We start from the raw sequence: 14791 nt of genomic DNA, 5'->3' as shown, positions 1-14791 counted from the left end.
ATGCATAAAAAAGTGATAATTCAACCTTTAATTCTATTAATTATTTCATAAAGGTAATCTTTGCTAAAACTCCAGTATATAACTATATATGATATAATTTCTATAGTGCATTCAATTGATTTTATAGGAGAGAAAACCCTGTGTTAACTGGTATGAAAAAGATATTTAATGAGAGTTCTAAAGACTTAAAGCGAATTTATAAGCTTGTAGATAATGTGAACCAACTAGAGGGAAAGTTTGAAAAATATACGGATCATGAATTAAGAGGTATGAAAGATACGTTTAGAAGTTTGCTAGCTTCTGGTAAAACGTTAATGGATCTTCAAGCTGAGGCTTTTGCCGTAGTGCGGGAAGCATCGAAACGTGTATTGGGTCTACGGCACTATGATGTTCAGCTCGTAGGTGGGTTTGTCTTGAATGAGGGTGCAATCGCTCAAATGAATACGGGGGAAGGGAAAACTCTTGTTGCAACCTTGCCGAGTTATTTACATGCCTTGGAAGGTAAAGGCGTCCATATTATCACGGCAAATGAGTATCTCGCCAGCCGGGATAAGGATTTGATGGGGCAGGTGCATGAATTTTTGGGTCTGACAGTCGGCTTGAATATTTCACAAATGTCTCCTTCTGAAAAACAGGAGGCCTATGCTGCGGACATTACCTATGGGACGGGTACAGAATTCGGTTTCGACTACCTTCGGGATAATATGGTTTTTCGAAAAGAAGAGAAAGTGCAAAAAGGTCATCGATTTGCCATTGTCGATGAGATTGACAGCATCCTGGTTGATGAAGCAAGGACCCCGTTAATCATTGCAAGTAAATCAAGTGATGGAACTGAGCTGTTTCATATTACTGCTCAGATTATGAAGTCGTTTAAAGAGGATGAGGATTTTGAGGTGGCTAACGAAACAAGGGCTACCTTTTTAACAGATCAAGGCGCATCCAAGATTGAAAAGGCATTCGGAGTAAATAACTTATATGATATAGATCATCAAGAGCTACTGCATAATGTGACGCAAGCGCTTAAAGCACATGCCATTATGAAATTGGACGTCGATTATATCGTCAAGGATGGACAGATATCCTTGATTGATAAATTTACTGGCAGGGTGATGGAAGGCCGAAGTTTTAGTGAAGGTCTCCATCAGGCCATTGAAGCAAAAGAAGGCTTGGAGATTTCTGAAGAGAATGAAACACAGGCTACAATTACCATCCAAAATTATTTTCGTTTATATCATTCGCTTTCAGGGATGACGGGAAGTGCCATGCCTTCAAAAAAGGAGTTTTGGGAAACCTATCATCTGCCTGTTATTGAAATTCCAACAAATAGACCCATTCAACGACAGGATAAACCAGATTTAATCTTTAAAGATGAAGTAAGTAAAATCAAAAAAATCATTTCAGAAGTAACACGTATTCATAAAGAAGGAAGGCCAATTTTGATTGGGACGACTTCCATTGAGCAATCGGAAACGTTATCCATTCACTTGAAGAAAGAAAAAATCCAACATCAGATCCTGAATGCGAAGACGGAAAAAGGCGAGGCGGAAATCATCGCCAAGGCCGGACAAAAGGGTCAAGTGATGTTAGCGACGAACATGGCTGGAAGAGGTACCGACATTTTGCTGGATGAAGATGTTAAGGAATTGGGCGGGCTTCATATTATCGGTACGGAGCGGCATGAAAGCAATCGTATTGATATGCAGCTACGTGGTCGTTCGGGTCGGCAAGGTGACCCGGGCTCTACACAATTTATCATTTCTTTAGAGGACGATTTGTTTGTCTACTATGAGGAAGAAGAAATTGAGCGGTACGTAAAGAAAGTTAAAACAGATGAAACCGGTTTGGTCATAAGTCCTGCTCCAGAAAAATTTGTGAAAATGGTTCAGGAGACGATTGAGCAAACACATCAGTCTAGCCGTAATCATTTGTTGAAATTGGAACATGCATTAAATGAGCAAAGTAAAATTATCTATTCGATGAGAGATCGGATTCTGGATATGGAAACGGATCAAATGTTTACGATTCTCCTTGAATATATCGAAAGTTACATCCGTAAGCGCGTGGCGAAGTATTACCCTGAATATATGGAAGAACCGAATTCGAAGGCTTTCATTGAAGAGCTGTCCCTTGTCTACTTATCGTTGGATTGGAAAGAGGACGATTTGCAAGGTCTTACCCGTTCTGAAGTAGAAGCAAAGGCACTGTCTGCATTCAAAGAAATGGAAACTATGTTATTGACTTTACAAGAGGATGCTGAGTGGGGAAGCCGGTTACGTGCCTATATGTTGAAACAAATTGATACGAACTGGATGAGTCATTTAGACGAAATGAATAGAGTGAAGGAGGGCATAGGGTTAAGTGGGTATGGTCAACAAGACCCTTATATGTTATTCGAAAAAGAAGCACTAATACAGTTCGAACAACTTATAAGTCAAATCGAGTCAGGCATCAGTGTCCATTTTATGGAGTATGTAAAAAGCCAAAGGGATCAAGAAGAACTTGATGAGAAGGGGGAAGATGAATAATGGGTCTGTTTAGTAAAAGTGGAAAAGCAAAAGAAAAAGTCAAAATCGAAACAGCAACAGCGGAAGAGTCTGTCTCAAATGCAGAAGATGCAATCTATACTACCTTGGTTTTTCATGAAGACTCTAATTTATCCAAGCAAGAAAAATATGTTTACCAGTTCCACCATCAACAATTGCCATCATTAAAACCAAATCAAATTTCCATTTCAGGAGTTAAATTATCAAGGTTTGAAGAGGAAGTAGTGGTTATGGCCTTCATCCGTAATACATTAGATAAAGCGATCCGCTTTGAAGTAGTGGATTTATTATTATTGGATGAAAACGGGCAGGCTCTGGCGAAGAAGTCATTTGATTTATCGGAGATGGGTGAAATCCCTGCTGTTTCCTGTATGCCATGGAGCTTCTTATTTGAAGAAGAGGATACCTTAGCCCCCATTCTGGATAACGGCTGGAAGATAGCTTTTGAACTGAAAAATCAGGCTCCTCAAGAACATACATTGGATTTGGCACCAACATGGAGAGAGCAGCTTTCGGATGCTCAACAGCAGAATCTGCAACAACTTGTTGCCGGGTTACCCAAGCTTAACCAAGGCGAAGTGAACTTCATGGGACTAGAAGCCACGTTCAAGGAGAATGATCAATTAGCCGTGACGGTTTTAATTCGGAATGGTAGTGATAAGCAAATTAAGATTGAAAAACTGCCATTGATTGTCGAGGATGCGGATGGAGATCAAGTTTGCCAAGGTGGTTTTTCCCTTGATAACTTTGAAGTGAAATCAAATACAAGTAAGCCCTGGACATTTATTTTTCCAGGAGAACTCGTGAAAAAGAAAAACCCTGATTTGTCACGTTGGAAAGTATATCCGCTTAGTTCTATATAAGATCCTGAAAAGGGGCTATCTAATAAGTCCCTAAAATAAAAACAGGTGAAGAAAAAAGAATCGTTTTTCTTCACCTGTTTTTCTATTTTTATAATAATTTACTGAAAGTCTGACGCAAGCCAGCTATCTTCGGTAAATTATGTGCCATGGCTACGATGCCAAACTCCGTTTGGACTTTCGCTAAGCCACGAAGCGAAAAGCGACGGAACGACCTATTGCCCTTGATATGACCAAAAACACTCTCTACCCCGATTTTTCGTCAAGCGTAAATTTGTGCATTCGATTCAGACCAAAGGTTCACTTTTGCTTTCGCTTTTAGTTCTTCATAAACTGGATTAACATGCACTTGGCGATTTCCTGCCGCCTTTGTACATTGCAATTTTAATGGACAATCCTTACAATCCTCACATTCATAAATTTTAAAGTCACGGTGTAAACCCATTTTTATCCGTACGGGTCGAGTAACGCTTAAATAAAACCTTACGGTTATTTGGGCAGGTGTATTCATCCTTTTGTTCATAATATGCCCAGTTATTCGCATGACGAATATCTTTTTTATAGCTCCGTTTTTGTTTCGTTAAAAAAGTATTGTAAGGAATTCTTCCAAAGAGTAGAGATAGTTTTCTTCACTGCCATAGCCGGTCTGCGATGATGTTTTTTCGGGAATGGTAGCGATGTATTCTTCAGTGCCTCTAAAAATGTGTCTTGAAACGACGCGTATCAGTTGGGCATTGATGTATCGTATAAAAAAGAATGAATTGATTTTCCGTTGCCATTGAATATTATAACCAGGTTTTAGTTGTCTGTTATTCATATGATCATCTTTCATTCGTATGAATGCCGCATCCGTATCGGTTTTCGAGTAACTATTTCGATCGCCAAATAGAGCGTTTTGTTGTTTGTATTTCACCAATCGTGGACCTAAGTCTTCGCGCACTAATTTCAATTTAACAGGACTGAGTTCCCGTCGCTTTTCTTTTCGTACCTGGACATCTTCTTCAAGCTGGATGTCATTGGTTTCTTTTTCAACTTTCTTCACTAATGCTTTTTCTATTTAAAATGTACCCTATAGAGTAAATACTTTAAAAAAGTCTCTCTGTAGGGTGCTTTTATTTGTATAAAGAAAAGATAGGATTGGAGATACATCACAATGAGCAAAAAGACTTTTACAGAATACTAATGTTAAGGCTGTTAGCCCCAAGGGGATTACATATACAGATGACCAAGATATTGATCTACAATATTTTCAAAATATTTTTGTTTGTTAATATCATAAAACCCTTTTAAGAGTATGTTTGCACATGCTATCACGGCTAATCTTAAAAGGGTTTTCTCGTTTCACATCATAAAACGCTCATAATCTCTTATTATCAGGAAAGGTTGTTTTCTGTTTGTGACAGTCACGAGCACATTTATCATCCATATATCACTTTCGTGTAAACATAAAAATCTTGCATTGGCAAAAAAAGAGAGACACACCCGACGAGAATCGACTTTGCCTACTCTTTTTTGTTTTAAAATAGAAGTATAAAACTTGGGGTGATTAAGCTGCTTTCGAAACAATTAATTATGAATCATTTCTTTCTTAAGCAATTCTCCCATAATTTTAAGAACGTCACTACGCAACTCATCGTGTTGCAATGCAAACTCAATTGTAGTTTTTACAAACCCTAATTTCTCACCGACATCAAACCTATTTCCTTCGAAATTATAGGCGTAGACCCTTTGGATCTCATTCAAACTTTGAATAGCGTCTGTCAATTGTATTTCCCCACCGGCACCTGTTTCTTGGTTTTCCAAGAACTCAAATATTTCAGGTGTTAAGACATAACGTCCCATTATTGCTAAATTAGATGGTGCAGTCCCTTGCTTTGGCTTTTCAACAAAATTACTCACTTGATAACGTCTACCTTCTATAGTAGAAGGATCAATAACCCCATATCGATGTGTTTCATTGTTTGGTACTTTTTGTACTCCTATAATGGAAGAGCCTGTTTGCTCATATTGATTAATCAATTGACTTACACATGGAGTATCACTTTGAACAATATCATCACCTAAAAGCACGGCAAATGGTTCGTCTCCAATGAAGTTACGTGCACACCAAACAGCATGACCTAATCCTTTTGGCTCTTTTTGTCGTATATAGTGAATATTCGCAAGATCCGAAGGATAACGTACTTTATCTAGAAGGTCTAATTTCCCTTTTTCTAGTAAGTTCCGTTCAAGTTCTGGAGCATTATCAAAGTGGTCTTCTATTGCGCGTTTCCCTTTACCCGTAACAATTATAATATCTTCGATTCCTGAGGCCACTGCTTCTTCAATAATGTATTGAATTGTTGGTTTATCTACAATGGGTAACATTTCCTTCGGCATAGCTTTCGTAGCTGGTAAAAATCTAGTACCTAATCCTGCTGCTGGAATTATTGCTTTTTTTACTTTTTTCAAATTTAACTCCCCCGATTATTTTATTTATCTATGGACACAACAAAAATCTAATAAAAAATACATGAATTAATGAGTTTTTTATTAGATATCTATTTATTAGTCTATTTGACCTACTATGCTATAATAAGTAATTTTCATGTTATAATCAAGTTGCATTTTTGTAATTTTTTAACATTAACATAAGATCCTTTAATTTTATATATCTTTTTGCTGGAAACAGGTATGTTATCCATTCATATATAGGCTACAGTCTCAAAGTAATTTGAATTATTGAGACCTTTCGAGAAAAATGCATTTTTCCCTTCTTCTTACTTACGTGACATTTACTATTATATATTATTGATTCACATCTGTAATAATCGTATTCTTGGAAATTTCACCATTAATGGATAAATCATCCACATAAATACTATTTTTCTCAGGGCTAGTTGTAATTTTATTCTCTTTGATAGTAAATCCTTTTGTGTATTGAACTAATAGCCCCATTCTACCAAAATTCGAGAGATTATTTTGCGTTACTTCAATATTATTTGTATATCCTTTATGTTGATAGTTTTTATCAGGTTCGTCTACTAATAATCCGTCGGTTGCAATATTTTCCAACGTATTTTCATTAATCGTTACATTACTAGCAAACCCCAAATATATTCCGAGATAGGAATTGGAGATCCTATTGTTTGAAATATATACATCATCTACCCACTTAAGATAAATGTTAGGCCTTTGATTACCACCAAGTTGATGATTAAAGACGTTATCAGATATAATAACGAACTCTATTTTTGCAATATTTGAATGGCTAGGCCAACCCTCACCATATATATTCTCTCTACGAGTATTTTCAAATATGTTTTTCGATATCAACGTATGACTACCTGATTGTGGTAGTCCAGTTTGAATACCATTTGATGTTTTCGAAGATTCCCCTTTTCCATTAGGGTTAGAAAGAGCTATCCCTCTGTTACCATCTAAAAAGGTATTGTTTTCGATGGAAGTATCTTTCCATTTAAAGTTACGAATCGCTACGAAGGTCATTCCTTTAAATATGTTATCGTGTATCTTAATATCCGTGCTGAATTTGTTGTGGACAGAACCATGGTTTCCAATTCCTACTGGCCAAGCAGATGTCCCCTCAGTTCCACTAGCACCAAAGTAACAGTTGCGAATTGTGACATTTTTGGAAGGTGTTCCATCATACTCTCCATATTGACTAAAACCTAATTTAGTGTGCTCAGAAACTTGGATAGCTTCTGAATAAAAGCGGGAGTGGTCAGGGGTTGTATCCTTAAATCCCAAAAATTCGCTATTTTCTATTACAACATTTTCGGAAGCGTTTATATCAATTGCATGATCACTGGCTATATCTCTAACTTCTATATTTCTTATGGTAATATTTTTGCCTCTTGCAATTCCAATAGCATTGAACGGGTCTGGGTAGTTTGTGATATTGCCATCCCAGATCCCACCCTCTATTGTAATATTGCCATGTCCATTATAATCCGTGTACATAGCCCCAGCATCACCATTGACCATAATTGTATTGTCATGACTACGCAATAGCACAGCACTATTTTCTAGAACTAAATGAGTATTTTTATATATACGCAACGTATTTGTAAGTTTATATGTTCCTTTAGGAATGAAAACCTTAATCGGCGTTTTACTTGTCTTAGCCAAGTCTAAGGTTTCTTGAATTACTTTCGTATCGTTATTAATACGATCCCCTTTTGCACCCAATTCTTGTACATTGAAGACAGAATTAGACTCATTATCTTTCAAAGATTTTATTCCTTCGAGAATTATAGAAAAGGCCAAAATAAAAAAGATGATGATAACCGTTACTTTTATTTGTTTGGTTATTACACTTTGTGTTTTTTTCATATGTAATATATTTCCTTCTGTTTGTAGTTTGATAGTTACTTATCAGCTATAACACTTATTTTTTAACTATTTTTATTACGAATAGAGACCAAGCCATTAATTAAGTTTTTATGAATAATGTAATAAACGGAGATATATGGTTCTCCATTATATCTTCAACTATTATCCATCTTTACGCAACTACAAACAAAAAATCCTTATGGTTTGTAACTTGTTGGTATGATATACTCAATTTTGTTCAAAATATTAGGTTATTGTAAAAAATATATGAATATTATATAAGATTATTTCAAGATAACATTATACAATTGGATATTGGCTTATGAAAAAAGCAACCCTTTTAATATATTCCCAGCATATGAGTCTCTTACGAATTTTATCAAAACTTATAAGTTTAGAGACTATTTTTAATATTTTTATACTCATACTACGTGAACATTTAAATTTTTTTCACAAACAACAGAACCTTGTGAGTTAAAAACTCATTATATTTTTTGATTGAGAGGTGCAACATGAAGGTTTTAGAATTATTATGGCTTCCAAAGGAACAGTCAGAGTGTTCTTTGTTTGATATCAAGTACCAAGGTGAAATATTAAACATCATATTGAAAACAGACGAAATAGTAAAAGAAGGAACAAATTTTTTCACATTAATTGAGAGATCATCTCAACAAATTTTGAAATTTCCAGTAAATGAGTACGGAGAAACTAATATTTTAAGTATAGATATTTCTATAGATAATTATATTAACTACCTTACAATGGGAATCTGGGATGCATATCTACAAAATGAAAAAGAAGGAAGAGTAAGTAAATTTCGAGTCAAAAATAAACTTACAGAATCCATTGAATTACCCCCTTTTTATTTAACAAACTCAAATATTTCGTTAGTTCCTTACTCTACCATCAAGGGGAATTTATCTTTTAAATGTGAGGAAAGTAAAGCTATCCTTAAGATAGAAAACATTGTCCTTGAAGAAAACGGAAGTTTAATGTTAAATGGATATTTTTTAGTCCCCTCTTGGAGTGTAGAGAAGTCTGAAGATGTACGGAAGCAGCTTATTCTTCGTTCAGGGAATAATGAAATTAATATGGATATTTATAATGTGGTGCGTCAGGATGTTTCAACATTTTTCGGACGAACAGACAATAAGTATGATTGGACGGGGTTCGATATCCATCTTGACTTCTCCAAAAATTCTTATGAGTTATTAGATGAAAAATCAACAGAACTCCATATTAAAATGACCTTTAAAAATCAAGAGATGATTCTACCGATTTTGATTTCACCGGCCATAGATTTCAATAAAACAGCCGTTTTTCAGTCTTCTGACGGGATTAAGAATATTTATATTAATATAGATGAAAATTCTCAAAGAATTGCTTTATTAGTGACTAAAGAAAACTTACAGGCTGAAGTTGACGCAATATATTCTGAAAATGGAGAAATCATCTTGTTAGGCAGTGTCATTTCACGTGATAAGGCAAAGAGATTTTCCTATAATAACACCAATATTGTTGTGAAGGAGCGTCAGTCTGATAAAGAATACCATTTCGCTGTTGAAATCTATCAATCTTGTTTTACTCATACATTCAAAGTAAAAGAACTTTTAGAAAAGGGTATTTTCACAGCCGGAGTTTGGGACTTATACCTTTTGATAGAAGGCCAAATGTATCGTTTAGTGACCCGTTTGGACGGCATTATGAATAAACAAAAGTTAGTGTCAATACCACAACAGATGTTTTCTAATAAAGAAGGAAAAATATTAGATATAAAGCCCTATTATACCCTCCATGAAGAAGTTTCTATATTTTCTAGAGACCCTATTGCCGTAAAGTCCATTGAAAAAGTTGCAATAGAAAAAGGGGTTCTTTCTATAGTTGGAAAGCTAAATATTCAACCACCTAATCTCTACTTCCCTACAGTTACTACAGGTAGACTTATGATTAAAGGTAAATTTGGTAAAGTATATAATTTACCCACTACATGGCAAACGGAAAAGACGGGAAAAACTAATCTTGAGTTCCAATTTAGGGCAACCGTAGATTTAGTTAACCAAGGACATAAAGAATTAAGCGATTCCTTGCTCAAGGATATAAACTTTGACTTAATTCAGTGTGAAATATTTCACGAATTAGGTATTATCCCATTTACCATGAATATTGACCCAACTAAGGTAATCGTAACCTTAGAGGATCATTTAAGACAATCTAGTAAGTATAAAGAACTTCTGACTAAATGGGGACTTCGCTTTTATAAGGCTTGTAATAAATTTCTTCCTATTAAAAAGAAGAATGTCGTCTTCCAAAGTTTTCATGGGAAAAGCTATTCTTGTAGTCCGAAAGCCATCTACGAAGAAATGCTTGAGCAAAAACGTAATATAAAACCTATATGGGTCTTAAATAATCTTAAACAAGAAGTGCCTGGAAATCCAATTCTAGTACGACCTCATTCCCTCAAATATTATTATTATATGGCTACTTCTAAATATTTCGTAAATAATGGAAACTTCCCTGACTTTTATGAAAAAAGAGAAGAGACAGTACATCTACAGACTTGGCATGGTACACCATTGAAAAAGCTCGGATTTGATATCGACCCTAACTCTCCATCATATGCAGAAAACACATCCCCTCAGATATGTAGACGAAATGCAAGGTGGGATTATCTAATAGGACCAAATGAGTACACTTCTACCATATTAAAGAGAGCGTTCAAATTTGAAAAGCAGATGTTAGATGTTGGATACCCTCGTAATGATATTTTCTATAAGCCAAACCTTGAAGGGAAAGAAGAGCAAATTAAAGAGATGCTTAATATTCCAAAAAGCAAAAAGGTTATTCTGTATGCTCCCACATGGAGAGACTATGATTTTCATAACGGAAATCAACATAAGCCATATGAATTTAAATTCAACCTAAATAATTTCAAAGAACAGTTTGGAGAAGAATATGTATTACTGCTTCGTTTACATTACCGGGATGCCACACGTATTAAAATTGAAGAATTTGAAGACATTATCTACAATGTTTCAAGTTATGATGATATTCAAGAATTGTACTTAATTTCTGACTTGTTAATTACAGATTATTCATCTGTCATGTTCGATTTTGTAAACTTAAACAGACCAATCATTTTCTTCACCTATGATTTATCACGTTACGGTTCTCAGGTCCGTGGTTTCTATATGGACTTTCAGACAGAAGCTCCAGGACCGATTGTCCTTAATGAACAGCAGCTATTTCATGCAATTAAAAATGTTAACAAATTAGAGACATTATATAATCAGAGATACAAAAGTTTCAGAGATAAATTCTGCCATTTAGAAGACGGAAAAGCCTCTAAAAGAACGGTAGAAGCTTTATTTAAAAATGAATAGAATTGGAGAGATCGATGTGAAAATTCGATTCTTAATGTTTGATATTTATGGAATGGGTGGCACAGTACGGACTGTTCTAAATGTGACGAACTATTTAGCTCAATCTGGTTATGATGTAGAAATCATTAGTGTCTTTCGATTTCGTAAAGTACCCTTTTTTGAAATTGATCCCAGAATCAAAATTATTGTCCTTCACGATATAGCAAGTAGAAGAAAAGATGATACAAGTTTGAAAACAAAAACAGCTAATAAGTTAGGTGAAATGAAAAGCAGACTTATTCATTCTGATGACGAGGGGTATCATTTCTTTTCGTTACTGACAGATATAAAGTTGTATAACTTTATAAAAACGATTAATTCAGGGATTTTAGTCACCACAAGACCAAGCTTCAACATCTTTGCTAGTAAATATGCGAATAAAGATGTTCGTATTATTGGACAAGAGCATTTAAATTTCTCCATCTATCCTGAAAAAATGAAGAAATCTATTTTGAAACATTATGGTAATCTAGATTATTTGGCCACATTAACAGATGAGGATACCATGGATTACACACAACTTCTAAAAGGTAGAAAGGTGAAAGTAAAGAAAATCACCAACTCTATTCCAAATTTGCAAGGTGTGATATCTCCTTTGAATTCCAAGACTATCATTGCAGCTGGTCGTTTAGTGCCACAAAAAGGATTCGATTTATTAATTGAGGCATTCAAAATAGTAAATCAAAAATATCCAGATTGGAAGCTGAAAATTTTTGGAGATGGCCGTGAGAAAAACAATCTTTTAGATCTAATTACAAAGTATAAACTTTATAATCATGTAATATTAATGGGATCAACCCAGCATATTGATATAGAACTGTCTAAAGCTTCTATTTATGCATTAAGCTCTAGGTTTGAAGGGTTTGGAATGGTCATAGTAGAGGCTATGCAATGTGGTGTGCCAGTAGTGAGCTTTGATTGTCCGAAGGGACCGAGTGAAATCATAACTCAAAATGAAGATGGGATTCTTGTAGAAGATGGAAATGTTGAGAAATTTGCAGAGTCCTTAATGGAGCTAATGGATAACGCAGAGAAAAGGAAATATTTTGCGAAAAATGCTATTGAGAATGTTAAGCGATATGAAATAGAAAATATTGGCAAAATATGGGAAGAGACAATCAACGAAAATCCATACCAAAAGAATAATCAACCAGTAAATTCGTTAGTTTAAACAAAGTATTCTTAAGGAGGATAATATGAGTGTGTTAATAACTAATTTGGGATACAGCAATGGGGTATTATCCCTGTATGGTAAAGCAGGAGCTACATTAGAAGATAACTATTTCCTTTGTATTAGAAGAAGAGAAATAGAACATGGATTAGAATATCCAGAAGAATATACATTTCCGCTCATGATTAACGGTAGTGAATTTAATTTTCATAAAGATATGAATGATTTACTACAAGGAATTTCCCTAGATAACGGAATGATTTGGGACTTTTTTTTGTTGGCTGGGGATAGTTATTTCAAGCTGGAAGCAAATACTTCATTAACTTTAGACAGAAGTGACTATGTAAGCTTAGATAATAAGCTGTTTAAAGTAAAACCATACATTACTGGGGAAAACGGCATATCAATATATATATTAAAAAATGAAATAACAGCAACTATTGGTCATGCCACTTTTGATGAGGGTGTCTTTAATTTATCAGTTCAGTTGAGCAATTCAGCCATTTCGAATTATAAGGATTGGAACTGCTATTCCATTCTATTAAAGATTAAAAAAAGAGAGCAAGAACGGCTTTTCGAGTATTACGAATCTATGGTGTTTGAATCTCTTTCAGAAGTAAGCACATTAAATTTCTCTCTAAATATTAATGATATATTTGAGAACTATAACTTGAATAAGAATATTATATGGGACCTATTTATCGAAGTGAGAAGTAAAGATGGGTTAATAGTTGAGTCTCCTTTGATATGCTCAAGCGGAAATAAAGGACTTTTTAATTTCAATTATTTTAAGTTTGCACATAATGATTTATATAGAGTTAAGCCATATGTTACTGGTAAGAATTCCATTTCCCTATTTATAAGAAAAAACGAATTAAAAGTAAACCTTTCACAGCTCAAATTTGAAAATAATAGTCTACAGCTTACCGGGACAATTTATTCTCATGAATATGATATCTGGAATTTTAATGAATTCGAATCGTATATAGTTTTCAAAAAGCGGTATACGGTTGGGAAAGAAAATATATATTATATAGAAAAAGCAATTGAAATCCCATTATTAAACGGTCTTTTTCAAGCAGAATTATCAATGTCAGAGCTTCTAAACGAAGAAGTGATTCGTCATGGAGATGTATGGGATATGTTTGTACGTTTAACTACGTTGGATGGTAGAATCACGGATGTAATTGTAAATCCTTCTGAAAAACTAAAAAAAGAGAAATATTCGTACGAAATCATGAGTACGAATCCATCCTTTAAGTTTAAACCTTATGTAAACGGACAAGGTCATTTCTCATTCTATTTCATAGACTCTAATAAACATCAACATGATGCAGTGAAAGTTGCGGTATTAGGCTCATGTTTTAGTCGAAATCCTTTCAATTCGACAAGTTATTTTAATCCAGGTTATAAGAAGAATTACAGTTGCGTGTTGACACAATTCCATTCATCTATTGTTAGCATGGTTTCTTCCCCTAGGGAAATAGATATTGATAAGATGAATGATGTAACAGCTTACAACAAGTACTTTATTCAAAATGACTTTGAGAAGAACTTCTTTGATCAGGTAAGCGAAATGAATCCGGATTACTTGATCATCGATTTATATGCGGATGCTGCACGAGACCTAATTAAAATAAATGATGACACATACGTTAGTGCAAGTCTTGCTTTAAGACAAAGCAAGTACTTTAAGGAATTCATGAATTATGAAGTCGTTACACATGACAATAATGAAGCCTACTTTGACTTATGGAAGGAAGCCATGCTTCAATTTGCGAAAAGGATTAAGGAGTACCTTCCTGAAGATCGAATCATCCTTAACGTTGGAGGCTTCACTTCCAAATATGTTGATGCAGATGGATTCATCAAGAAGTACCCACGGGAGAATATCATACAAAGAAACAATTATTTCTGGGATAAGCTTAATTCTTGGTTCTTACAATGTATTCCGGGCTGTAAGGTAATTAGCTTAAAAGATACAAAGTATATAGGACAACATGATCATCCATTCGGGAATACGTTCTCCCACTATCAGTCAGGTTATTACAAAGAGTTCATGAATAGATTGAATAAGCTTGTAATGAAAGATCTACAAATTGAGAGACACCAACAAGGAAAGGAACTGTTGGTGTAATATAGCTATCGTCTTTGTTGAGTGAGCCCCTTCAATGGGTTAAAAGAGCAATAATTTGTTCAGCCTGAGTCATAGAATCATAAGGACTCAGGCTATTTGATTTTTCTGGATACGGGGTAAACGTTCTATAGTTCGTCATGAAAAATATTCTAACGTTCTAACTTGAATAAAATTATTGATAATATTAATCAGTCAAACCAGCTAATAGTATTCAATATTTTTCACCGTTTACAATATAAGAGAAATCCCAGAAGGGGGCTTTCTAATTCGCATTTTCCCTCCATCTTTAAACCTTGCTATGTAATATAAATCATTTCCCTCGACCCGTA

At 34.7% G+C, this 14791-nt stretch carries 8 protein-coding genes and 1 pseudogene; 5 read left to right on the top strand and 4 right to left on the bottom strand.

Annotation, left to right across the window (positions count from 1 at the left end; genetic code table 11):
- The first annotated feature begins 140 nt into the window (after nt 1-140).
- Together secA2 and AC503W_RS19455 are read left to right on the top strand one after the other, a co-directional pair.
- Nucleotides 141-2525, top strand: coding sequence for an accessory Sec system translocase SecA2 (gene secA2, locus AC503W_RS19460; protein ID WP_427685887.1), 2385 nt, complete (start codon nt 141-143; stop codon nt 2523-2525).
- Nucleotides 2525-3406: an accessory Sec system S-layer assembly protein gene (locus AC503W_RS19455; protein ID WP_427685885.1), complete on the top strand. Its 882-nt coding sequence runs from the start codon at nt 2525-2527 to the stop codon at nt 3404-3406. Before secA2 ends, AC503W_RS19455 begins: the two co-directional genes overlap by 1 nt.
- Before the next feature lie 88 nt (nt 3407-3494).
- Here the strand turns inward: AC503W_RS19455 and AC503W_RS19450 are convergent.
- From AC503W_RS19450 to AC503W_RS19435, 4 genes and pseudogenes are all read right to left on the bottom strand, one after another.
- Nucleotides 3495-3848, bottom strand: a pseudogene (locus AC503W_RS19450) (transposase).
- Between the two features lie 135 nt (nt 3849-3983).
- Nucleotides 3984-4445, bottom strand: coding sequence for a hypothetical protein (locus AC503W_RS19445; protein ID WP_427685884.1), 462 nt, complete (start codon nt 4443-4445; stop codon nt 3984-3986).
- A gap of 524 nt (nt 4446-4969) precedes the next feature.
- Complete coding sequence (gene galU / locus AC503W_RS19440; protein WP_427685882.1) at nt 4970-5854, bottom strand: UTP--glucose-1-phosphate uridylyltransferase GalU; 885 nt, start codon at nt 5852-5854, stop codon at nt 4970-4972.
- Nucleotides 5855-6190: 336 nt separating this feature from the next.
- The gene (locus AC503W_RS19435) at nt 6191-7735 is read right to left on the bottom strand and encodes a right-handed parallel beta-helix repeat-containing protein (RefSeq protein ID WP_427685880.1); all 1545 of its coding nucleotides are present in this window, start codon (nt 7733-7735) and stop codon (nt 6191-6193) included.
- Between the two features lie 512 nt (nt 7736-8247).
- Between AC503W_RS19435 and AC503W_RS19430 the strand changes: the two genes are divergently transcribed.
- From AC503W_RS19430 to AC503W_RS19420, 3 genes are read left to right on the top strand one after another with little or no spacing between them, the layout of a single operon-like run.
- On the top strand, nt 8248-11115 hold the full coding sequence (locus AC503W_RS19430) for a CDP-glycerol glycerophosphotransferase family protein (RefSeq protein WP_427685879.1): 2868 nt from the start codon (nt 8248-8250) through the stop codon (nt 11113-11115).
- 16 nt (nt 11116-11131) lie between these two features.
- Entirely contained in the window at nt 11132-12325 is a 1194-nt protein-coding gene (locus tag AC503W_RS19425; RefSeq protein ID WP_427685877.1) for a glycosyltransferase family 4 protein, read from the top strand.
- Between the two features lie 25 nt (nt 12326-12350).
- Complete coding sequence (locus AC503W_RS19420) at nt 12351-14462, top strand: DUF6270 domain-containing protein (protein WP_427685875.1); 2112 nt, start codon at nt 12351-12353, stop codon at nt 14460-14462.
- The last annotated feature ends 329 nt before the right edge of the window (nt 14463-14791 follow it).

The organism is Peribacillus suis (assembly GCF_059384845.1).
This window is presented reverse-complemented; position numbering and strand designations above follow the sequence as displayed.

What these genes read in the sequence shown, in the direction of transcription:
- AC503W_RS19430 (WP_427685879.1), top strand. Translation starts at nt 8,248, where the DNA reads ATGAAGGTTTTAGAATTATTATGGCTTCCAAAGGAACAGTCAGAGTGT.
- AC503W_RS19435 (WP_427685880.1), bottom strand. Translation starts at nt 7,735, where the DNA reads ATGAAAAAAACACAAAGTGTAATAACCAAACAAATAAAAGTAACGGTT.
- AC503W_RS19455 (WP_427685885.1), top strand. Translation starts at nt 2,525, where the DNA reads ATGGGTCTGTTTAGTAAAAGTGGAAAAGCAAAAGAAAAAGTCAAAATC.
- AC503W_RS19420 (WP_427685875.1), top strand. Translation starts at nt 12,351, where the DNA reads ATGAGTGTGTTAATAACTAATTTGGGATACAGCAATGGGGTATTATCC.